The sequence below is a fragment of the Bradyrhizobium campsiandrae genome (genome assembly GCF_014529705.1).
GTDB lineage: Bacteria > Pseudomonadota > Alphaproteobacteria > Rhizobiales > Xanthobacteraceae > Bradyrhizobium > Bradyrhizobium campsiandrae.
Genome location: NZ_JAANIH010000074.1, coordinates 20096 through 42304, shown reverse-complemented (window position 1 = coordinate 42304; position 22209 = coordinate 20096). Strand labels below are relative to the sequence as shown.

19 protein-coding genes are annotated in these 22209 nt (G+C 65.3%); 11 read left to right on the top strand and 8 right to left on the bottom strand.

The window, feature by feature from the left end:
* The first annotated feature begins 392 nt into the window (after nt 1–392).
* Nucleotides 393–1697, top strand: coding sequence for a PQQ-dependent sugar dehydrogenase (locus G8O24_RS36025; protein ID WP_188107273.1), 1305 nt, complete (start codon nt 393–395; stop codon nt 1695–1697).
* A 3-nt stretch (nt 1698–1700) separates the two neighbouring features.
* Here G8O24_RS36025 and G8O24_RS36020 read toward each other — a convergent pair whose 3' ends face one another.
* Entirely contained in the window at nt 1701–2525 is an 825-nt protein-coding gene (locus G8O24_RS36020) for an aspartate dehydrogenase (RefSeq protein WP_188107272.1), read from the bottom strand.
* A 38-nt stretch (nt 2526–2563) separates the two neighbouring features.
* The gene (locus G8O24_RS36015) at nt 2564–3481 is read right to left on the bottom strand and encodes a LysR family transcriptional regulator (RefSeq protein WP_188107271.1); all 918 of its coding nucleotides are present in this window, start codon (nt 3479–3481) and stop codon (nt 2564–2566) included.
* Nucleotides 3482–3688: 207 nt separating this feature from the next.
* On the opposite strand from G8O24_RS36015, the gene G8O24_RS36010 reads away from it, so the two are divergent.
* The gene (locus tag G8O24_RS36010; RefSeq protein ID WP_188107270.1) at nt 3689–4987 is read left to right on the top strand and encodes an MFS transporter; all 1299 of its coding nucleotides are present in this window, start codon (nt 3689–3691) and stop codon (nt 4985–4987) included.
* Nucleotides 4988–5009: 22 nt separating this feature from the next.
* Entirely contained in the window at nt 5010–6083 is a 1074-nt protein-coding gene (locus tag G8O24_RS36005) for a tartrate dehydrogenase (protein ID WP_188107269.1), read from the top strand.
* Between the two features lie 6 nt (nt 6084–6089).
* Here the strand turns inward: G8O24_RS36005 and G8O24_RS36000 are convergent, their stop codons facing one another.
* Nucleotides 6090–7049, bottom strand: a complete 960-nt coding sequence (locus G8O24_RS36000; protein ID WP_188107268.1) for a LysM peptidoglycan-binding domain-containing protein — start codon at nt 7047–7049, stop codon at nt 6090–6092.
* 253 nt (nt 7050–7302) lie between these two features.
* Here G8O24_RS36000 and G8O24_RS35995 point away from each other — a divergent pair, with 253 nt between their 5' ends.
* From G8O24_RS35995 to G8O24_RS35980, 4 genes are all read left to right on the top strand, one after another.
* Nucleotides 7303–8184: an NmrA family NAD(P)-binding protein gene (locus G8O24_RS35995; RefSeq protein WP_188107267.1), complete on the top strand. Its 882-nt coding sequence runs from the start codon at nt 7303–7305 to the stop codon at nt 8182–8184.
* A 30-nt stretch (nt 8185–8214) separates the two neighbouring features.
* A complete protein-coding gene (locus G8O24_RS35990; protein WP_188107266.1) occupies nt 8215–8589 on the top strand; it encodes a hypothetical protein in 375 nt (124 codons plus the stop codon).
* Between the two features lie 58 nt (nt 8590–8647).
* Entirely contained in the window at nt 8648–9361 is a 714-nt protein-coding gene (locus G8O24_RS35985) for an SDR family oxidoreductase (RefSeq protein WP_188107265.1), read from the top strand.
* Nucleotides 9362–9458: 97 nt separating this feature from the next.
* The gene (locus tag G8O24_RS35980; protein ID WP_188107264.1) at nt 9459–9920 is read left to right on the top strand and encodes a MarR family winged helix-turn-helix transcriptional regulator; all 462 of its coding nucleotides are present in this window, start codon (nt 9459–9461) and stop codon (nt 9918–9920) included.
* A gap of 98 nt (nt 9921–10018) precedes the next feature.
* On the opposite strand, the gene G8O24_RS35975 is transcribed toward G8O24_RS35980, so the two are convergent.
* Complete coding sequence (locus G8O24_RS35975; protein ID WP_188107263.1) at nt 10019–10732, bottom strand: hypothetical protein; 714 nt, start codon at nt 10730–10732, stop codon at nt 10019–10021.
* A gap of 281 nt (nt 10733–11013) precedes the next feature.
* On the opposite strand from G8O24_RS35975, the gene G8O24_RS35970 reads away from it, so the two are divergent.
* Entirely contained in the window at nt 11014–11937 is a 924-nt protein-coding gene (locus G8O24_RS35970; protein ID WP_188107262.1) for an ABC transporter ATP-binding protein, read from the top strand.
* Nucleotides 11934–12695, top strand: a complete 762-nt coding sequence (locus G8O24_RS35965) for an ABC transporter permease (RefSeq protein WP_188107261.1) — start codon at nt 11934–11936, stop codon at nt 12693–12695. Before G8O24_RS35970 ends, G8O24_RS35965 begins: the two co-directional genes overlap by 4 nt.
* 30 nt (nt 12696–12725) lie before the next feature.
* On the opposite strand, the gene G8O24_RS35960 is transcribed toward G8O24_RS35965, so the two are convergent.
* Nucleotides 12726–13046, bottom strand: coding sequence for a hypothetical protein (locus G8O24_RS35960; RefSeq protein ID WP_188107260.1), 321 nt, complete (start codon nt 13044–13046; stop codon nt 12726–12728).
* A 385-nt stretch (nt 13047–13431) separates the two neighbouring features.
* Between G8O24_RS35960 and G8O24_RS35955 the strand changes: the two genes are divergently transcribed.
* The gene (locus G8O24_RS35955; protein ID WP_188107259.1) at nt 13432–14217 is read left to right on the top strand and encodes a L,D-transpeptidase; all 786 of its coding nucleotides are present in this window, start codon (nt 13432–13434) and stop codon (nt 14215–14217) included.
* 2 nt (nt 14218–14219) lie between these two features.
* Here the strand turns inward: G8O24_RS35955 and G8O24_RS35950 are convergent, their stop codons facing one another.
* Both G8O24_RS35950 and G8O24_RS35945 read right to left on the bottom strand, forming a co-directional pair.
* Nucleotides 14220–15482: a hypothetical protein gene (locus G8O24_RS35950; RefSeq protein ID WP_188107258.1), complete on the bottom strand. Its 1263-nt coding sequence runs from the start codon at nt 15480–15482 to the stop codon at nt 14220–14222.
* 53 nt (nt 15483–15535) lie between these two features.
* Nucleotides 15536–18727 carry a CHAT domain-containing tetratricopeptide repeat protein gene (locus tag G8O24_RS35945; RefSeq protein ID WP_188107257.1) on the bottom strand — a complete coding sequence of 1064 codons (3192 nt, stop codon included), beginning with the start codon at nt 18725–18727 and terminating at the stop codon, nt 15536–15538.
* Between the two features lie 195 nt (nt 18728–18922).
* On the opposite strand from G8O24_RS35945, the gene G8O24_RS35940 reads away from it, so the two are divergent.
* Nucleotides 18923–19861, top strand: a complete 939-nt coding sequence (locus tag G8O24_RS35940; protein ID WP_244646200.1) for a glycerophosphodiester phosphodiesterase — start codon at nt 18923–18925, stop codon at nt 19859–19861.
* An 18-nt stretch (nt 19862–19879) separates the two neighbouring features.
* On the opposite strand, the gene G8O24_RS35935 is transcribed toward G8O24_RS35940, so the two are convergent.
* Complete coding sequence (locus G8O24_RS35935; protein ID WP_188107255.1) at nt 19880–22162, bottom strand: spermidine synthase; 2283 nt, start codon at nt 22160–22162, stop codon at nt 19880–19882.
* Nucleotides 22163–22209: the final 47 nt, after the last annotated feature.

Here is a 22209-nt window from a genome sequence, read left to right as displayed (position 1 = left end):
GCCTACGGCGCCTATTGCCGCCGCGTGCCGATGATCATTCCGTTCCTGTCGCCGCGGTGAAGACGCGCGAGCCCTAAATCCTTCCCTGAGCAGCGTTGCTATTAGTCCCGTCATCCTGAGGTGCGAGGTTCGCGATGCACATGCATCGCGGACCGAGCCTCGAAGGATGCACGGCCGAGCTCCAGCCGGGCCGTCTATCCTTCGAGGCTCCCGGCACGATGCTTGGCATCGTGCCACTCGCACCTCAGGATGACGGGTCAGGAACCGCTTCGCCCCTCGCCATGCAAATTCGATCGGCTGCCATTCCACGGGAATAGGTCGCATCGGCGCGGCTCACAGGTTGACGTCTGCCCCGACAGCCAGTTGGATGCGCGCGCAAACAGGGACTCCTCATGACTTTTTCCAGCATCTTCGCGCAGTTCGTTGCAGTTCTCGGCGGCATCGCGCTGCAGTGGCGGAAGCTGACGGGCACCGAGGCGGCACCGGCCTGGGGCCAGACGCCGGCCATTCCCGAAGCCAAGCCGCAAGGCGCGATCCCGACCTTGAAGATGCCGACCGCGCGCGGCTGGAGCGCGGGCCAGAAGCCGACGGTCGCGCCCGGGCTCAAGGTCAATGCGTTTGCGACCGACCTCGACCATCCGCGCTGGATTGAAGTGCTACCCAATGGCGACGTGCTGATCGCGGAAGCGACGCAGATCGCAGGTCCTCCGCGCAGCGTGTTCCACTACGCGATGCAGGCGACGATGCGGCGCGCAGCGGCGCTCGGCGTGTCCGCCAACCGCATCACCCTGCTGCGCGACAAGGACGGCGACGGAGTCGCCGAGCATCGCGGCGCGTTCATGGAAAACCTGAACCAGCCGTTCGGCATGGCGCTGGTCGGCGACACCTTCTATGTCGGCAATACCGATGGCGTGATGGCCTTCCCCTATGTCGCCAATGCCGACAGCATCACCGCGCCGGGCAAGCGGCTCACCACGTTCAAGCCGAGCGGCCATTGGACGCGCAGCCTGCTCGCCAGCCCTGACGGCAAGAAGCTTTATGCCGGCGTCGGCTCGCTCAGCAACATCGCCGAGATGGGCTTCGAGGTCGAGGAAGGCCGCGCCGCCATCTATGAGCTCGACCTCGTTGCCGGCACCCATCGCATTTTTGGCGCGGGCCTGCGCAACCCCGTCGGGCTTGCCTGGGAGCCGACTACGAATGTGCTCTGGACCGTCGTCAACGAGCGCGACGGGCTCGGCGACGAGACGCCGCCGGATTATCTCACCTCCGTGCGCGACGGCGGCTTCTACGGCTGGCCCTATTGCTACTGGGGCAAGACGGTCGACGACCGTGTGCCGCAGGATCCCGCGATGGTGGCCAAGGCGATTCAGCCTGACTATGCGCTCGGCGGCCATACCGCTTCGCTCGGCCTGTGCTGGATGCCCGCAGGGACCCTGCCCGGCTTCGGAGACGGCATGGTGATCGGCCAGCACGGCTCGTGGAATCGCAGCAAACTGTCCGGCTACAAGCTGGTGTTCATTCCGTTCCAGAACGGCAAGCCCTCGGGCCCCGGCCGCGACATCCTGTCGGGCTTCCTGTCCCCGGACGAGAAGGAATCCTATGGCCGCCCGGTGGGTGTCGTGATCGGCCCCGACAAGAAGTCGCTGCTGATGGCCGACGACGTCGGCAACGTGATCTGGCGCGTGACGGGGGCTTAAGAATCACGTCCCCACACACAGCGTGGCGCGCTGCTTGCGCAGCAGGGCGATCACCGACAGCGCGGTGATGATCCCGGTCTTGGGATTTTCGGACGGGATGTTCTCGATGCCCATCGAGAACCGCGCCGAATCCGCCTCGACCTCGATACGGTGAACGTTGCGCGTCACCGTCGGGTCGGCCCAGACCTGGATCTGGGTCCGATCGGGGCCGATGCCCGCGAGCGAAAGCGCAACGGCGACATTGACGTTGGCCGGAAAGCCTCTTGCGGCGTCGCGCGCGCTGCCTTCGAACAGTTTCAGCGGCTCGCGCAGATTGTCGATGTCGATCTTGTTCTCGACGATGAACGGCGCGCCCTTCAGCCCGTCAATCGGCTTGCGCGTCACCATCTTCACCTGATGGATCGTGCCCAGGGCAGCCGCGTTGACGGCATCGAGCCCGATCAGCGCGCCCGTCGGCACGAGGATGCGGCCCCCCTTGGCGCGGGCGAGATCGACGAGATCGAAATTGTCGAGCAGCCCGCCGACGCTGACGACGACTGCGGATCTGCCCCGCGTCACCGCCGGCTCGACGATCACGCGCAACTGGCTGCTCGGCGCGCATTCGACCACGATGTCGGCGGCCTCGCCGAGCTGGTCGACCGGCAGGATTTGCGGCTGCTGGCGCAGTCCGGCGAGAAACGGCTGATGCTTGGCCGGATCACGCACCGCCACGGCCGACAGCGCCAGGCCCTCGATGCCCTGGTCGAGCGCGGTCGCGATCTTGGTGCCGATCGAGCCCAGCCCCGCGATGGCCACCCGCAACTTGCTCGAAACTTTCTGATCCGTCATCGCATCCCACCGTTTGTCCAGGCCAATGTCATAGCGCCTCACGCCTCCCGCGCATAGAAGCGCAGACGTGCCTCCAGCACGGCCAGCATGGCATCGCGGGCCGGATCGCGCGAGCTGCGCAGCCAGGCCGCGGCCAGCGGCAACCGGCCGACCGGGCCGCGCTGCTTCGGTCGCAGCGGCACGAAGCGCACGCCTGCAGCCGCCATGCGCGTGGTCCATCGCGGCACGATCGCGACGCCGAGCTTGGTTGCCACCAGATTGATGATGGTCTGCTTCTCGTCCGCGACCTGCACGATGCGCGGCGTCAATCCGGCCTGCTCGAACAGCTTGATCGTGAGGTCGTGGCTATGCGGCCGCGAGCGGCGGTCCGGCACCAGCATCGGCTCGCCCGCGATCTCGGCCAGCGTGATCGACTTGCGCGTGGCGAGCGCGTGGCGCTGCGGAAAGGCCACGATCGCGGTCTCCTGGAGCAGAGGATGGAATTCCAGCCGCTTGTCCGGCCGGTCAGGCGGACGGACGAAGGCGAGATCGAGCGCGCCGGTCAGGATCTTTGGTAACAGGCGGACCGTCTTGTCTTCCAGAAGCTGCACCGAAACCTCGGGATGCCCGGCGCGAAAATCGCGCAGCAACGGCGGCAACAACCCGGCCGCGGCGCTGTCGATGGCGCCGATCCGCAGCCGTCGCGCCGGGCCGGTGCGCGAGCGGTTGCGCAAACTGCTCTCGACGGCCTCGACCTTGGCAAGGATGACCCGGGCGTCGCGCAGCAGCGTCGCGCCGTCCTCGGTGAGCGAAACGGCGCGGGTCGTGCGCGCGAACAGCCGCGTGCCCAGATCCTCTTCCAGCAGCCTGATCTGGCGCCCGAGCGCGGACGGCAGCATCTGGAGATGCTGCGCGGCGCGGCCGAAATGCAGCTGCTCGGCCACCGCCACGAAGCATCGCAACTGATGCAATTCCATTCGCAAATCCTCTCGTCTGCAGGCAGTCGTCATGCCCGGGCTTGTTTTTGCGCCACGGGCAAGGCGTGGATGGCCAGCCCGGCTGCGACGGTCAAGGCGAACCTTGCGATGATTATATCATTTTTTTGTATAAACCAGCGCCGATTGAGCCCGCCTCCTGCCCTCGCCTAGTTTCGCTGCCGCACAACGGTTCCAGGGAGGTCTCAGGTGACGAGCGAGATTCGGACGCGCGTGCTGCGCAAGATCACCTGGCGCATCGTTCCCTTCATCATGCTGCTCTACTTCGTGGCCTTCATCGACCGCGTCAACATCGGCTTCGCCTCGCTGACGATGAACAAGGACATCGGGCTGTCGCCGACCGTCTACGGTTTCGGCGCCGGCATCTTCTTCTGGGGCTACTTCCTTTTCGAGGTGCCCTCCAATGTCATCCTGCACAAGGTTGGCGCTCGGATCTGGATCGCGCGGGTGATGATCACCTGGGGCCTGGTCTCGGCAGCGATGGCGTTCGTGCAAGGCGCGACCAGTTTCTACGTCCTGCGATTCCTGCTCGGCGTCGCCGAGGCCGGGTTCTTTCCCGGCATCATCCTCTATCTCTCCTACTGGTTCCCGGCGCGCCAGCGCGCGGCGGTGACCGCACTGTTCATGGCGGCCGCACCGCTCTCGACGGTGCTGGGCTCGCCGGTCTCGGGCGCGCTCCTGGAATTGGACGGAATGCTCGGGCTCAAGGGCTGGCAATGGCTGTTCGTGCTGGAGGCGCTACCGGCCGTGCTGCTGGGCTTCGTCGTGCTGGCGTTCCTGACCGATCGACCGGAGAAGGCGAAATGGCTCGGCGAGGACGAGCGGCGCTGGCTGGTCGAGACCATGAACGAAGAGACCACGCGCAAGGCCGCAACCGCGAGCCACAACATCTGGCGCGGGCTTGCCGATCCGCGCGTTCTGGCGCTGTCGCTGATTTATTTCGGCACCTCGGCCGGCCTCTACACGCTCGGCGTCTGGGCGCCGCAGATCATTAAGCAGTTCGGCCTCTCCTCGCTTCAGGTCGGTTTCCTCAATGCACTGCCGGCGACAGCCGCCGTCGTCGCCATGGTGCTGTGGGCACGGCATTCGGACCGCACCGGCGAGCGCACCTGGCACGTCGTGATTGCCTGTCTTGTGGCTGCAGCAGGGCTTGCTTGTGCCGGTCTTGCGACTGGCGTGGTCGCCGTCCTCGTTGCGCTGACGCTCGTGAACATCGGCATCTCCTCGGCGAAGCCGCCGCTCTGGAGCATGCCGACGCTGTTCCTGTCCGGCCCCGCGGCCGCCGCCGGCATCGCCACCATCAATTCGATCGGCAATCTCGGCGGCTTCGTCGGTCCCGCCATGATCGGCTGGATCAAGGACCAGACCGGCAGCTTCGTCGGCGGTCTTTATTTCGTCAGCGGCCTGCTCATTCTCTCCGCAGTCCTGACCCTGCTATTGTCGCGCGCGAAAACCGCGCCGGTCGAAGCCGTCCCGCAATCCCACTGATCTCTCAAACGGAGCAATCCTGATGCGCACCCATTCGATCGCAGCCATTCCCGCCGACGGCATCGGCCCCGAGGTGATCTCGGCCGGTGTTCGCGTGCTGGAGGCTCTCGCAAAACGCAGCGGCGATCTCGCTTTCAACGTCAAGACGTTCGACTGGGGCTCGGACTATTACAAGAAGCATGGCGTGATGATGCCGGCGGACGGTCTTGCAGAACTGAAGAAGTTCGACGCGATCTATTTCGGCGCGGTCGGCGCCCCTGACGTGCCCGACCACATCACGCTGTGGGGCCTGCGCCTGCCGATCTGCCAGGGCTTTGACCAATACGCCAATGTGCGGCCGACCAAGATTCTGCCCGGCGTCGCCTCGCCGCTGCGCAATGTCGGCGTCGGCGATCTCGACTGGGTGATCGTGCGCGAGAATTCGGAAGGCGAATATGCCGGCATGGGCGGCCGCGCCCACAAGGGCCTGCCGGAAGAGGTCGGCACCGAAGTCGCCGTGTTCACCCGCGTCGGCGTGACGCGGATTATGCGCTACGCCTTCCAGCTCGCGCAGTCGCGCCCGCGCAAATTCCTGACCGTGGTGACCAAGTCGAACGCGCAGCGCCATGGCATGGTGATGTGGGACGAGATCGCCGCCGAAGTCGCGACCGAATTCCCCGATGTGACCTGGGACAAGATGCTGGTCGATGCCATGACGGTGCGGATGACGCTGCATCCGAGGAGCCTCGACACCATCGTGGCGACCAATCTGCACGCCGACATCCTCTCCGATCTCGCCGGCGCGCTCGCGGGAAGCCTCGGCGTGGCGCCGACCGGCAACATCGATCCGCAGCGCCGCTTCCCCTCGATGTTCGAGCCGATCCACGGCTCGGCCTTCGACATCACCGGCAAGGGCATCGCCAATCCGGTCGCAACGTTCTGGACCGGCGCGCAGATGCTGGAGCATCTCGGCGAGAAGGACGCGGCCGCGCGGCTGATGAAGGCCGTCGAGCGCGTCTGCGCGGCCGGCATTCTGACGCCTGACGTCGGCGGCAAGGCAACGACGCGGGAAGTGACGGACGCCGTGATCGACGCGATCCACGGCTCGAACGACTGAGGGAACCTACTTCTTCCGCCGCGAAGGTTGTGCCGGCGGTGGCATCGCCATCGCGGCCGCCGCCGTGGCGTCCGGCGGTGTCAAATGTCTGGGCACGATGATCGACTGCCCGGGAGTTAGCGTCGCGTTCTCCGCCAGCGAATTGCTCTGCGCGAGCGTCCACAGCGGCACGCGATACGTGGCTGCAATGCTCTCCATGGTATCGCCGGTGCGAACCGGCACACGCACGCCGCTGTCCCATAATTCGACCAGCGTGTCCCCGGGAACCTGATAGCGCAGCGGCACCGCATCGGCCTCGGTCTGCGGCGCCTGGATGCGCGGCAGCTGCGTCACCATCTCCAGGATCTGGCGGTGGATGTCGTCGGACTTCTCGATGTTGATGTGCGAGACGCGGCTGTTCAGCTTCAAATCATAGCTGGCGTAATGGCCGCGAAAGCCGGGCACGGCCACCACGTCGCCGCCGCCGAGCACGCTGTCGGACAGGAAGATGTTGATGAAGCGCTCGACATTGAGCGGCACGTCATCGGTCGCGTGCGCGGGGTCGATGGCGATGACGAGGCTGATCGGGACGTTCTCCTTGGCCGCCATCTCGGAGATCAGGACCGAACATAGCCCGCCCATGGAATGGCCAATCAGCACGATCGGCGCCGGGCTTTCCTTGTAGCTGGCGATGGCGCGGTTGCCGATGAAACGGCACAGGGTGAACTCGTAGACGTCGGCCGAGAAGCCGGCCGCCGTCAGCTTCTCGCTGAGCCGGTCCATGCCGGTCGAGAAGATCGGCCCCATGGCGCCGCGGAACAGATAGATCTTCGGCGGCGGCGGCGGTTCGGCTGGCGGTGCAGGCGGCGGCGCGACGGCCGGGGCCACAGCCGGCTTCGGCTTCGCGGGCGAGGCTGCGGCCAAGCCGGGATTCAAGGCGAGCAACGCGATCGCTGCCAACACCACAAGTCGCCTTGGATCAATCATCAGTCCCGCAGTCCCCACCACGGGGGCAACCGCCCCCTCCGCGGCGCTTAGTGACCGAATGGGCGGAATTTGGGGCAGGGATCCGCCGAGCGTAGCCTTCCTTGCTCCCGTCCCCGCTCTTGCCTTCGGGCTACACGGCGATGTGAACAGCCTCCCCTCTTCGGCTCAAAGAAGCCGCTGGACTTAGGAGCATATGCACCTACATTGTCGTAAATAAGAGCATATGCTCTTAACTGAATGAAGGAGCGGTATCATGAGCGAAGCGACCATTCTGGTTAGCGGTGCGACCGGCCGGACCGGCGGCGCGGCCATCGACGAACTGCTGAGGATCGGCAAGACGGTGCGCGCCTATGTGCGCTCGGACGGCGAGCGGGCCGCGGCGCTGAGGCAGCGGGGGGTCGAGATCGCCATCGGCGATTTCACCGACATCGATGCCATTCGCGCGGCCATGGAAGGCATCCACTCTGCTTATTTCCTCCATCCGATCGCGCCCGGAATCATCGGTGCCGCCGCCTATTTCGCCCAGGCGGCGAAGGAGGCCGGCGTTGGCGCGATCGTCAACATGTCGCAGATCTCGGCACGCCGGGAATCGGCGAGCCATGCGGCGCAGGATCACTGGATTTCGGAACGGGTGTTCGACTGGTCGGGTGTCGCGACGACGCATCTGCGCCCAACCTTCTTTGCCGACTGGCTGGTCTACCCGCATTTCGGCAAGGAGATCTGGGCGAAGAAGAAGATCGAATTTCCGTTCGAGAACGGACGCCACGCGCCGATCGCGAGCGACGATCAGGGCCGTGTCATCGCCCACCTGCTGGCCAAGCCGCAAGGCCATGAGGGCAAGATCTATCCGCTGCACGGCCCGGTGGAGATGAACCACACCGAGATCGCCGCCGAGATGAGCGAGGTGCTCGGCGCCCGGATCGACTACGCGCCGACCTCGATCGCGGCGTTCAAAGAGAAGATGGAGAAGCTCTACAAGTTTCCTCCGTTCCTGGTGCAGCACCTGGTCGAAGTCGCCCAGAATTATCGCGACGGCATTTTCTCGGGCACCAACGATGCGGTCGAGAAAATCACGGGAACGCCGCCGCTCTCGGTCCGGCAATTCATCGCGCAGAACCGCGCCGTGTTCGCCTGAACACGATCAAAGCCAATATGGGGTTCGAAAATGTCCCACTCACAAACCGAGCGTCACCCGTTTCTCGACGATCTGACTGATGACGCGGAGCTGGTCAGCTCCGTGCTGCGCGGCCCGGTCATCGGACGCGACAACGTCCGCCGCGTTGTCGATGCCGTCGGCACCTTCTACGCGTCGCAGACACCGACGTTTGTACAGAATGTCGGCTCGCGACTCGTTCTCGAATACGAGGCCGCGCTCAGCGGCGGAGAGAAGCTGAGCGCCTCCGTCATCGTCGAGCACAATCCCGACGGATCGGTGCCGCGCGTCAGCGTGCGGATGAGTCCGCTCGGCGCGGTGCTGTCTCTCGCCACCGGCTTGCGCGAGCGGCTTTCGAAGCAACTGCCGGAAACTCTCTTTCTCTGAACCGAAACAAGCCGGCGGCGCGAACAAGCCTCCGACGACATTGGAAAGGTAGACTGTCATGGATATCAAGAACGCAACCGTCTTCATCACTGGTGCCAATCGCGGCCTGGGTCTGGCCTTTGCACGCGAGGCGCGCCGCCGCGGTGCGGCCAAGGTCTATGCGGGCATGCGCAAGACCGACGGCTTCAGCGAGCCCGGCCTCATCCCGGTGAAGATCGACGTTACCGATCCGGCATCGATCGCCGCCGCCGCCAAGCTGGCGGCCGATACGACGGTGCTGATCAACAACGCCGGCATCGCCGCCCTGATCGAGGGGCCGCTGTCGACCGACGTCGTGGCGCAATCGGAGCGCCTGTTCGACACCAATTATTACGGCGTCGTGCGCGTCACGCAGGCCTTCGAGCCGAACCTGTCGACGAAGCCGAACGCGGCCATCATCAACGTGCTCTCCGACATCGTCTGGCTGCCGCGGCCGATCCTGGCGCCCTATGCCGCCTCGAAAGCCGCGGCCTGGAGCTACACCAACCAGCTTCGCTTCCACTTGCGCGATCGCGGCATCCAGGTTCTCGGCCTGCATGTCGGGTTCGTCGACACCGACCTGACCAACGGCATTGACGTGCCGAAGGCGAGCCCTGCGGACGTGGTGAGCCAGACCTATGACGCCCTCGCCGCCGGCAAGAGCGAGGTGATGGCCGACAAGGGAACGGTGGTGCTGAAGAGCACGCTTGCGGCCGAGGAACCCGGCTACATCACCCCGCCGCAAGGATTTTGAGAAGCGTTTTGAGGAGGGTTTCCAGAATATCGCTGTGCCCGCGCCGCGCCTATATTCGCCGCGCGGGCCATTGATGAGAATCGATGGAGACAAGGAGATGTTGCCGGTGAACAAGCCTCTGGGAATCGATCAATGCAACTGCTCCGCCATGAGGAAGGCGAACCGGCAGATTTCGCGCTTCTACGACGCTCACCTCGAACCGGCTGGCCTGCGCATCACGCAATTCCTCACTTTGGCAGCGCTGAACGAACTCGGGAGCGCCGCCGTCAATGCGCTCGCCGAGCAGCTCGACATCGAACGCACCGCAATGGGCAAGATGGTCGGCTTCCTGGAACGTGATGGCCTGGTCCGTATCCGGCCCTCGCCCACCGATGGACGAAGCCGCCTCATCGAGCTCACCGATGCCGGCCATCGTCTGCACGACAGGGCCGCCCCGCTTTGGCAGCGTGCCCAGCGGGAGTTCGAGCAGCTGAACGGGGCGAATAATGTCGCCGTGCTGCGGGGAGCCTTGCGAGGCATGGTCGTCGGTGACATCAGGCCGAGTTCATCCGAGGACTGAGCGCCGTCGCGGCAATCCACGTGCAGGCAAGACAAAGCCGCCGCCGACACTCAAGTCGGCGGCGGCTTTATCACGTCAGCCGTTACAGGCGACCAGCGTCAGTTCCTCGCCGGAGTCACAGCCGCCGCGCGCGCGGCACGCGGCGCGCCGGGCTCGGCGACCGGTCCAGCCGGACCGCGCGAGCGGGCGATTGCGGCGTCGATCTCGGCGATGACGCGGCGCTGGATCGCTTCGTTCTTGTCGATGGTGATGTGGCCGACGCCGGTGCCGCGCACATCGACATTGTCGAGCTTGCCGCGGAGGCCGGCCGCGGCGCGTACCGGCTCGCCGGGACCGTCGCCGATATAGATGTTGATGTAACGCTCGGCGCCGGTCGACAGCCTGGTCTTGAACACCGAATCGAGCCCGATCGCGAGCTTCACGGGCACCCCGAGCTGGTTGAGCTTGGCGATCATGTCGGGCAGCGCGGTTGCGCCCGAGGAGTGCCCGACCAGCACGATGGTCTTGAGCCGGCCAGCCCTGTAATTTGCCGCGGCCTCATCGGCGAGCGAGGACCAGGACACGAAGTTCGCGACGGTCACCGGGATGCCCTGGGCCTCGAGGCGCGCACCGATGGTGTCGAGCCCGAGCGAGAAGATGTTGAGCACGCCGCGCAGCAGATAGACATGCGTCGTCGCCGCGGCCTGGCTCGGCGCCGCCTTGGCGGTGGTCGGGCTCATGGCAACAGCTGACAGCAACAGCAGGCAGATCCCCCACATGCGGAGGGTAGACAATTGGCTGGTGTCGGCGGTGTGACGGCCGTTCGGTCTCATCGATTGTTTCCTTGGGGACAATACGCTTCGCGATTGGCCGGAATCGTAGCCACGGCCCGCTCGCAGACGCAACAAAGAGCCGCGTGAACGGCCATCTTCGCTGCAATCCGTGACCATCGCGCAACACTTGCCCGAAACCTGCCACCGAAGGGCCTGTTTTGAGACCATTTTTCTCCCGCCAATTGCGGGCGGGCAACGCCATTCCTATTTCAGGGCTCCGCTCGTCTCCGCCCGCCAGAGGGTGGTTTTCGGCGTCCCCTTCCCCATCCCACCCGGCCACCATGTCCTCCATCATTTCCGTCGCCGACCTGTCGAAGACCTATGGGTCCGGCTTCAAGGCGCTCAAGAACGTCAATCTCGACATCAAGCGCGGCGAGATTTTCGCGCTGCTCGGGCCGAATGGCGCGGGCAAGACCACGCTGATCTCGATCATCTGCGGCATCGCCAATCCGAGCGAGGGGCGCGTCCTGGTCGGCGGCGAGGACATTCAGACCTCCTACCGCAAGGCACGTTCGCTGATCGGCCTCGTGCCCCAGGAATTGCACACCGACGCCTTCGAGAGCGTGTGGGCGACGGTGAGCTTCTCCCGCGGGCTGTTCGGCAAGCCGAAGAACCCCGCCCATATCGAGAAGGTATTGAAGGACCTCTCGCTCTGGGACAAGAAGGACAGCAAGATCATCACGCTCTCGGGCGGCATGAAGCGGCGCGTGATGATCGCGAAGGCGCTCTCGCACGAGCCGCAGATCCTGTTCCTCGACGAGCCGACCGCCGGCGTCGACGTCGAGCTGCGCAAGGGCATGTGGGAGGTGGTCCGCACGCTCCAGCAATCCGGCGTCACCATCATCCTTACCACGCATTACATCGAGGAGGCCGAGGAGATGGCGGACCGCATCGGCGTCATCAACAAGGGCGAGATCGTGCTGGTCGAGGACAAGGCGACCTTGATGCAGAAGCTCGGCAAGAAGCGGCTGACGTTGCATCTGCAGAGCAAGCTCGGCGCGCTGCCCGAGAGCCTGGCCCACTACAAGCTCGATCTCTGCGACAGCGGCGCGACGCTGGTCTACGACTACGACACCAAGGGGGAGCGCACCGGCATCACCAGCCTGCTCGGCGACCTCCGCACTGCCGGCATCCGCTTCAACGATCTCGACACGACCCAATCGTCGCTCGAGGACATCTTCGTCGACCTCGTGAGGACGTCATGAACCACCGCGCCATCCGCGCCATCTATCTGTTCGAAATGGCGCGTACCTGGCGCACGCTGCTGCAAAGCATCGTCTCGCCGGTCGTTTCGACCTCGCTCTATTTCGTGGTGTTCGGCGCCGCGATCGGCTCGCGCATCAGCCAGGTCGAGGGCGTCAGCTACGGCACCTTCATCGTGCCGGGCCTGATCATGCTCTCGGTGCTGACGCAGAGCATCGCCAATGCCTCGTTCGGCATCTACTTCCCGAAATTCACCGGCACGATCTACGAGATCCTGTCGGCGCCGATCTCCTCTTTCGAGATCGTGCTCGGCTATGTCGGCGCCGCCGCGACCAAGTCGATCATCCTGGGCCTGATCATTCTGGCGACGGCCGGGCTCTTCGTCCCGTTGCATATCCACCATCCGATCTGGATGCTGGCCTTTCTGGTGCTGACGGCGGTGACGTTCAGCCTGTTCGGCTTCATCATCGGCATCTGGGCCGACGGCTTCGAAAAGTTGCAGATGATCCCGATGCTGGTGGTGACGCCGCTGACCTTCCTCGGCGGCAGCTTCTATTCCATCGACATGCTGCCGCCGACCTGGCGCACCGTGGCACTGCTCAACCCGGTGGTCTATCTGATCTCGGGCTTCCGCTGGAGCTTCTATGAGATTGCCGATGTCAGCGTGTCCGTCAGCATCGGCATGACCGGGGCGTTTCTGGCGATCTGCCTCGCCGTGATCTGGTGGATTTTCCGCACCGGCTATCGGCTGAAGAACTGATTGCAGGTCTGGAGGCCGGATGGCGCGACGTCACCGATAGCAACGGAAGCGGTGGTAGCCGTCATAATAGCCGTGGCAGTGGCGATAGTAGCGATGGTGGGGAATCCCGAAAACGCCTTCGACCGCGCCAACAGCGCCGCCGACACCGGCACCGACGACGCCTCCGACCGCGCCGCCCACGGGTCCGGCAATCCTGTTGCCTTCATAGGAGCCTTCCTGGGCGCCGCGCACGATGCCCTGGGCGTGACCTGGATGCGGCAGCGACAGCAAAGCCAAGAGGATGGCGGCGGCAGCGAACAGCAGGCGGACGGGCAGGCCGGCCGGCAAGGCTGCGATACGGGCTTCGTTCATCTTCGATCCCAAAGCAATGGTGGCGGGAATGACGGCGGCGAAAGCCGCCTGTCGGGCAGGTCACGATCAACGCCCGAAGCGGCCAAATGGTTGCGGCTTTGTGACGAATTGTCGGCGATGTGAACGCATCCGCCGCTCGCGAAAATGTCAGCACCCTCAGGGCATGCGCGGCCCAAAGCGGCCTTGCTTACGTCCGGCATCACGTTAACGATGGCAGGAAGGTTAGCTTGGCACGAAGCTGGAACGAAAGCCGGATCACAGGCATAATGCACGCCGGGGGACGGAGAGCCGCGGTGTTATTGTCTGAGCCTGATCTTTTCGGAAAACCGCTCCACGCTTTTCCAGGTCATGCTCTAGCGTGAAAAGGCCGGAGGCCAGACGTCAGATGCGTTCATTTTTTATCGCTTTCACCTCGCTGATGCTTTTGAGCGCGGGCAACGCGCAGGCCAAGGTCGACATCACCGTCGACAAGGACAATCAGCAGATGACCGTCGTGGTCGACGGCGTCACCCGCTACCACTGGCCGGTGTCGACAGGCATCCCCTCGCGCGAGACGCCGGCCGGCTCGTTCCGCGCCTTCCGCATGGAAGAGGATCACTACTCCAAGGAATTCGACGACGCGCCGATGCCGCACTCGATCTTCTTCACCAAGGCCGGGCACGCCATTCACGGCACCGACTCGGTGGGGCGATTGGGTACGCCCGCCTCGCATGGCTGCGTGCGGCTGTCGCGTCAGAACGCCTCGACGCTCTATGCGCTGGTCCAGGAGCAGGGCGTGCTCAACACCACGGTGACGCTGACCGGCTCGGCGCAGGTGGCGCTGGCCCGCAACCCGCGCGGTCGCAACCCCACGGCCATGGCCCGCACCCAGCAGCCCGCCGAGGAGCAGTACGCGACATCGGGCGACCCCGTGAATCTGACGCCGCCGATGCAGCCCGCGCGCCGCTACATGCCCCAGGATGACAACTACATCTATCCCGCCGACGGCAGCGACACCGGCGCGCGCTACCCGGCGCCGCGTCCGATCACCCGCCCCTATGGCACGCAGGCCTACCAGCAGCTGCCGCAACAGCAGCCCTATTACGACCAGGGTGGCCAGCAGGGCTATTATTATCAGCAGCAGCAGCCGCGCCAGTATTATCAGCCGCGCAATTACTACTACCAGAACTGAGGCTATTTGAACGCGGCGTCGCCGCGTTCAATGATCTTCCGCACGGCATCGACGAAGGCGCGGGCAACCGGCTCGAGGATCTCGGGCCCGGTTGCCGCGAGATTATCCGCAGGCGTGTGGAAGGTTTGATGGCGGCCGGCCATGCCGAGGAAATTGGCGTAGCCCGCCGCGTGCACGTCGCGCAATTCGCCGACCGCCTGCTTCTCCGTCACCAGGCGTTTGGCCTTAACCGCCGCAAAGGTCTCGTCGGTCAGCGCGACGGCCGACTTGCTCAGCACCAGATAGCGCTCCTCCTCGATTCGATTGGTGCGCGCGCCTTCCGCATAGGCGTAGCAGGCGTTCGACGAGCCGAAATGAATCCAGGCCAGCGTCTGCTTTGGCGTCGGCGCGCCATCTTTCAGGAAAAGCTCCATCCCGCCATGGCCGATCTCGTGGCCGGCGGTGGCAACGAAGACGAAATGCGCCGGCCATTTCTCCGCAGCCGCCGTGCGCGCCAGCGCGAGGAAATTGGCGATGCCGGGTCCGCGCTCGCAGACGCAGGAATACCAGCCCGTCATCGGCGTGGAGACAACAATGGTCGGCCCGCGACCGATGCCGGTCTCGGCGATGACGTTGCGACCGGCGACGTTGCGATCGTAATGCCCTGTCGCGTCGAACGTCACCGCCGCGCCTGACGCGAGCGCCCGCTCGAATGGACCGCGCGCCTTGGCGCCGACCACCATCACCGGCACCGGCCAGGGCGCGTCCTCTTGCGTGACATTGTAGGCGAAGCGGTCGTCGGCGGGATTGCCGATCATCAGCAGGAGGGCCGCAGGCTTCTTCGCCGCGGCTTCGGCGATCGCGGCCCGATGAGCGGGACCGAGATAGGCGCCGCGATCAAACGGCAGATCAAGCATGAGAATTTTTCCGGCAACGTCGCCCTCACGCACGAGCGGCGCGGAGAGATGGAAGCTCGCTTTGTCCTCCGGCGGCCACCAGAACGGCGTCGCCTCGACCACCGTGCCGGCCGCAGCCGCGCTGGCCTTCTCCACGACATATTGCCGGCCGAGCACGACAGGTTGGAACTTGACGGCGAAGCCGGCACCGGCCAGCTCGGCGGCAATCCAGTCGGCCGTAGCGCGATCGCCTGATGAGCCGAAGCGGTGCAGGCCGAAGGAGGCGTAGCGCGTCACGTCGGCATAGAGGCTCGCGCCCGATAACACATCCTTGGCTGCCGCCTGTCCAAGCATCAGAGCCGCCATCGTTGCAATGAGCCCGAGCCGCATGTGAATCGCTCCCGACTTTTTTGCAAGTCAGTTTGGGCTTTCTGCAGCCGCCGTCAACCGCCCTCGCCGACCAGCACGAAGGGCGCCCATACCGCAGGATCGGCATTGCGAGGCGACGACCGATCCGCGATCAGGGCCCTCATCGAACGTCGCAAGGCTTCGGCACGGCCAATGCCGGGATGCGCAGCGAGCTCTGAGAACGCGCCCGTGGTCAGCCGAACCGCCGCATCGGAATCGACCGGCCAATGCGAGACCAGCAGCGCGCGTGCGCCGGCATAGAAGAAGGCCCGCGCAAGCCCCGACAGGCCTTCCGCGCCGGGCCTGTCGCCCGCGGCGGTGTTGCAGGCCGACAGCACCGCCCAGTCGGCATCGAGCTTGAGCTTTGCGATGCGGCTCGCGGTGAGCAGACCATCATCCTCATTGGTCGGCTTGTCCGGCAGCGTCAGCACCAGCGCCGGCTCGCTGAGGCCGTTGACCTCACCCGCGACGAGGCCATGGGTCGCGAAATCGACGACACGGTACTGATCAAGCGGCAGCAGATTGACGCTGGTCACGGTCGCGGCCGCACCAAGCTTGACGTCATCTTGCGGCGAGGCGTGAAGCGCGCGCGCCACGGCCTGGAGCTCGCCCGCCGTCTCCGGGAGGGCCGGCAGGCCCGTGCGCAGGCGGTCGAGATCGACAGCGGAGCCGTCATAGTAGTTCTGATAGGGCTGCACGTTGCGCCCTTGACGCTTGTCGCCGGGTAACCGCTGGAACAGAGGATCGCCGAAACCGATGAACGGCTTTTGCGCGCGCGAGTCCTTGGCAAAGCTGCGTAGCGCGCGCAGGCTCGGCACCGAGGGCAGCACGGTGATGGCACGCTCGTTGAGCAGCCAGGCCGCCTGCCGGTAGCGATCGGAAGACGCGGCATCAGGCTTCCTCGTCACCAGCACCTGAAACGGCAGGCTGGTCAGCGCACCGGCGGGAACGATCAGCAGCTTCGGCTTGCCGGCGATGTCGGCCGCAATCGGAGCGAACAAGGCAGAGTACAGTTCGAAGGACGCATCGAGATCGAATGACGATTGGGCGTTCTCGGGATCGCTGAGCCCCTGCCGCAGATGCGCGACACGATCGCTGAGCTCGCGGTTGCCGAGCGCAATCTGGCGCAGCGCGCTCGCCTCCCGCGTCACTGCGAAGGCATAGGTCTTGTCGCTGAGTGCGATGAACGTCACCAGCGCTTCGTCCGGCCTCAGCAGCGCTTGCACTGGCGCGATCGTCAGCGGCTGCGGATTGGACAGTTCGGCATAGGCCGGATAGCTGCGGTCGAGCTGGGCCGTAATGTCGTCAAGCGACGTCTGCGCTTGCGCCGCCTGCGCGCGCAGGCTTGCAAGCAACGTGTCGTTGCGCTTGCCGTCCGCCTGCCCGAGCTCCGATGTGACGCGCTTGCCGAGCGTCTCGAGGCTCGCCTTCAGATCCTGTTGCCGCCGGACCAATCCCGCGATCGCATCATTGCCGGCGCCGAAGCGGGCCGCCATCTGCGCCAGCGCAGCACCTGCCGTGGTCTCATGCGCGCGCTGTGCCGCACCGAAGGCTTCGTCCGTCGCCGAGGCATCGGGCCTGCCGTCGGCGACGCGCCAGATCGCATCGATCAGCCAGGGATCGAGCTCGGTGAAACGGACGAACTGCGCATTGCGCTGCGCGTTGAGCGCGGTCGCGGCGAGCCGCAGCCGCGTCAGGCTGTCCGCCCATCGGCCCTCGCGGCGATCGACCTCGGCGAGGTTGAGCAGCGTTGCGATCGTGTCCTGATGGTTCGGCCCGAGCCTGTCCTGGGCGATCGCCAACGCCCGGCCGAGCGAGCTGCGCGCTGCGGTCAAATTGCCCGTCTTCAAGTCGAGCAGCGCGATAGCGCGCAGATCCTTGATCAGTTGCGGATGCGCCCCGCCAAGCACGCGCTCGTCGATCTCGAGGCAACGCATCAGATAGGGTCTCGCCTCGTCCGTCCTGCCGGCATCCATCAAGGCCCGACCGAGCGAACCCGCCGCCAGCGCGCTCGCGCCGCTGCCTTCGCCGAACTTGCGCTCCATCACTGCGAGCGAGCGGCGGTAGAGGTCGAGCGCCTGGTCGCTGCGGCCGAGGCTCGCATAGCTGTTGGCGAGATTGTTCAGGGCGCGCCCGACATCAGGACTATCGGGGCCGAAGGCCTTTTCATCAATCGCGAGCACGCGCTCCTGGAGGCCCGCCGCCGCCTCGTTCCTGCCCTGCGCCGAATAGGCGTTGGCGAGATTGTTCAGCCCGATCGCCGTGGTCGGATGGTTTGGGCCGTAGATCCGCTCATAGGCCTGGAGCGTCTGCTGGTACAGCTTTTCGGCCTCGGCGTAGCGCGCCTCGTGCTCCAGGACGGTCGCGAGATTGCCCATGGTGGCCGCGACGTTCGGATGGGCATCGCCGCTGCGCGCCCGGGTGATCGCAAGCGCGCGGCGCATCACAGCCTCAGCGTCGGTCAGACGGCCGGCATCCAGATAGAGATTGCCGAGATCATTGAGCATCTTGTCGTAGTTCGGCGCGGCCTCGGCATTGGGGCCGAAGCTGCGGTCGAGTCGTTCAAGACCTTGCTTCAGCATGCGCTCGCCGTCGTCGAAACGCCCCTGCAAGCCGTAGACATCGCCGAGATCGTCCAGGGCTGACGCAATGGCGAGCGGCGGCGCATTGGCGGCCTGCAAGCCGGTAAGCACGCGCTCGAAATAGCCGGCCGCCTCCGTGTAGTTCTCCTTGTCGCGCGCCAGTCCGCCAAGCCCGGCCAGCGTGTCCGAGAGGTGCACGTCATTGGCGCCGAACGCGCTGGTACCGAGAGCCAGCGCCCGTTCGGCCACCGTCGTCGCCTCTGCCCGCCGGTCGAGCATCGCGAGCGAGCCCACCAGGATGTTGGAGGTGCGCAAGCTCGAAGCGACGTCGTTGTTGCGCAGCTTGATCGCGAGCGCGGCATTGAGCTTGTCGACGGCTTCACCATAGCGGCCGAGATTGTGCAGGAACATGCCTTCATTGTGCAGCACGCCGGCATAGTTCATGTTGTCGGCGCCCTGGCGGCGGCGCACCAGGGCTTCCAGCTTCTGCGCCGCGGCCAGCCCCTCGGCCCAGCGCCCGCCTTGTGTCGCCGCGTTCATCTGCGCCAGCAGCGAATCGAAATCATTGCCGCGCTGGGCGAAGGCCGGCTGCGACAGGGTCAGTGCCGCGAGAAAAATAGCGGCGAACAAGCGGGCGCGGCTCATGCAAAATCCCGTCACGCGCGTCGAGGTGCAATCCCGGGAAGATAGAGATGCCGGCGGCCGCTGTCGACTGCGGGGCTGGACGAAACCGGCGGAGATTTCATATGCTTTTTCCTTTCATTAGGACTGAAAACTGTGATGCTGTCACGTGTTGCGACAATTCTGACAGTGCTTTCGGTTCTCACGACAGGACAAGCTATGACCGGACAAGCGATGGCGTTCGATCTGGAGGCCCATCGCGGCGGGCGCGCGCTGTTGCCGGAAAATACCCTGCCGGCCTTTGCCAATGCGCTGACGATGGGCGTGGACACGCTGGAGCTCGACGTCGGCGTCACAGCCGACGGCGAGGTCGTCGTATCGCACGAGCGCGGGCTCAATCCCGATCTCGCGCGGGATGCGAATGGCGCCTATGTCGCTGCGCCCGGCACGCCTTTCGTGAAGCTGCGCTTCGCCGACGTCAGGACTTACGACGTCGGCCAGATCCGGCCGGACAGCGCCTATGCGAAACAGTTTCCCGATCAGCGCGCCCTGCCGGGGACGCGCATTCCCACGCTGAAGGAGCTGTTCGCGCTGGTGCGCAAATCCGGCAATGAGCGCGTGCGCTTCAATATCGAGACCAAGATCGATCCCGACCATCCGGATGAATCGCTGGAGCCGCAAGCCTTCGTCGCCAAGCTGCTCGCCGTGATCGAGGCCGAAAGATTTTCCGATCGCGTCATGATCCAGTCGTTCGACTGGCGGACCCTGCTCCTCGTCCAGCAACGGGCTCCGGCAATTCCGACCGTGTACCTGACGATCCAGCGCGGCTCGGCACCGACCGTCGTCCTCGATAAGGAGACCAACTGGACGGCAGGCTTCAACCCGGCGGATTACGGCAGCTCGCTGCCGCGGACGATCAAGGCCGCGGGCGGGGCGGTGTGGTCGCCCTATTTCGGTGACGTGACCGCCGCCCTTGTCGCGGAGGCCCATGCGCAGGGGCTACGCGTCGTGGTCTGGACGGTCAATAAGCCTGACGACATGGCGCGGATGATCGAGATCGGCGTCGACGGCATCATCTCAGACAGGCCGGACCTGTTGCGCCAGGTCGCCGGCGAGAAGGGCTTGGCGCTGCCGGCGGGGACGCCGGTCGAACCGTAAGTCCCACACGACGGAGCGCTACTGTTCACCGTACCGCAAGCGCCGGTACAGCGCGCCGAGGATGTTGGAATAATCGTCGGTCCACACCCGCACCTTCTCGTCCGCATCGGTCTCCTCCCACTGCTTGGAGGAGGCCAGCTTGCCGACATCTTCCGCCGCGCGCGCGGAGATGACGACGTCGGTCGAAAAGATGTAGTCGGCGTCGCGGCCGGAATCCTCGTCATAGACCCAGCTTTTGAGGTCGTTCGCATCGGCGATCCCGACCACGACAGGCTCGAGATCGAGATGGCGGTTGGAGACGTGCATCACGACGGCGCCGTGCGGGGCGAGCTTGTCCTTGTAGATCTTCATCGCCTCCTGGGTCGCCAGATGGATCGGGATCGCATCCGACGAATAGGCATCGACGATAATGAGATCGTAGACACCGTCGGGCTCCCTGGCGAAGGTGAGGCGCGCGTCCCCGATCACCGGCTTCAGGTCCGGCAGGCAGCTCGATATGTAACGGAAATTTTTGGGATCACGCGCGGCATCCACCATCGACTGGTCGATCTCGAAAAATTTCCAGTCCTCACCGGGCTCGGCCGCGCAGGCGAGCGTGCCGGAGCCGACGCCGATCGCCGCGACCTTCAACGGCGCGCCCTTGCGCTCGCGGATCGCGGTGATGGCCTGACCGATGCCGCCGTCCTTATGATAGTAGGTGATCGGCTCGGGCCGGCCGGTGACCGGCGTGCCGTCATTGTTGCGGAAGCGTTCGGCGCCGTGAATCGTGGTGCCATGCATCAGGACGTGGAAATAGCCGCCCGGCGTCACCACGATCTTGTGCACGCCGAAGAAGCTGCGCACGGTGGTGACGCGGCCCTCGTCGGCCGGATAGATCCGCGTCAACGCCAGTGCGAGCGCGACCGTGGCGAAGATCTTCCAGCGGTCGGCATTGAGCGACACCGCCAGCAGCGCGGCGAGTATGCCGACGGCGCCGGCCACCCAGACACGGTGATCCTCGAACCAGGCCGAGAGATCGCCCGCCAGATAGGACGGCGCAACGAGCGCCACTGCGAGCGCGGCAAGCACCAGCCAGTACCATTTGACGATGCCCGCAAGACGCTCGTTCGCCGCCGGCCGGCACAGCGCTGCGAGCGCAACCAGGATCGGATATTCGGCGATCCAGGAGAAGGTGAAGGGCGCGACGAGACCGGCAAACAGACCGCCAATCATGCCGCCGAACGAAAGTGCAACATAGAAGCCGGTGAGATATCTGGCCGCCGGGCGCGTCCGCGCCAATTCGCCGTGGCAGGCCATGGCGATGACGAAGAAGCACAATTGATGACCGCCGAGCGTGAGCAGCAGGTTCTGCTCGCCGCCAAACGCCAGCAGGAAGACGACGCCGGCAATCGCGACCGGCTGTAGCATCAGCATCCATTTGTGCGGCAGCAGAGGCCGCGACTGAAACACCACCACCCAGGTCAGGAGATACAGCGACAGCGGCAGCACCCATAGCAGCGGCGCGGCCGCGACGTCGGTCGAGATATGCGCGGTGACCGCGATCAGCAGGCCTGACGGCACGGCCGCGAGGAAGATCCAGCGCAGCCGTGTCAGCAGCGTCGGCGCCGGTGCATTTGCCTCGTCGAGGCGCGCATCGGTGAGCGCAACCTTGGGCGAGCGCAGCAGCAGCGCGCCGCAGCCCGCGATCAGCAGGATCAACAGACCATAGCCGCCGGTCCAGAGCCGGTTCTGCGTGTGCAGCGTGAAGATCGGCTCCAGCAGAAACGGATAGGACAACAGCGCAAGGAAGCTGCCGATATTGGAGGAGGCATAGAGGAAGTAGGGGTCGCGCCCATCCGGATGGCCGGTGCGAACGAACCAGGCCTGCAGCAGCGGATTGTTGGCCGCGAGCGCGAAGAACGGCAAGCCGATCGACATCACGAACAGGCCGAGCAGCCAGAACGCGTAGCCGGACGCCGGCGGCTCGCCATAGGCGCTGGCGATGCCAAGCGGCAAGGTGATGAAGGCTGCGATCAACAGCACCAGATGCACCACGACCGGCACCACGCGGTTCCTGATCTGCATCAAGAGATGCGCGTAGGCATAGCCCGCCAGCAGCAGGGACTGGAAGAACACCATCGCCACCGACCACACGGCCGGCGAGCCGCCGAGCCGCGGCAGCACCATCTTCGTGAACAGCGGCTGCACCGAAAACAGCAGGAGCGCGCTGACGAAGATCGCAGCGGTATAGACCGTCAGCAGCAACCGGTTGCGCGAGGTGGACGGCTGCTCCGTGGCGGCGGGTTGCGCGATCGAATCCATGAGAGCTCCGGCTTTCTCCCGGCGGGCGCCGGGCGGCGCAATGGAGC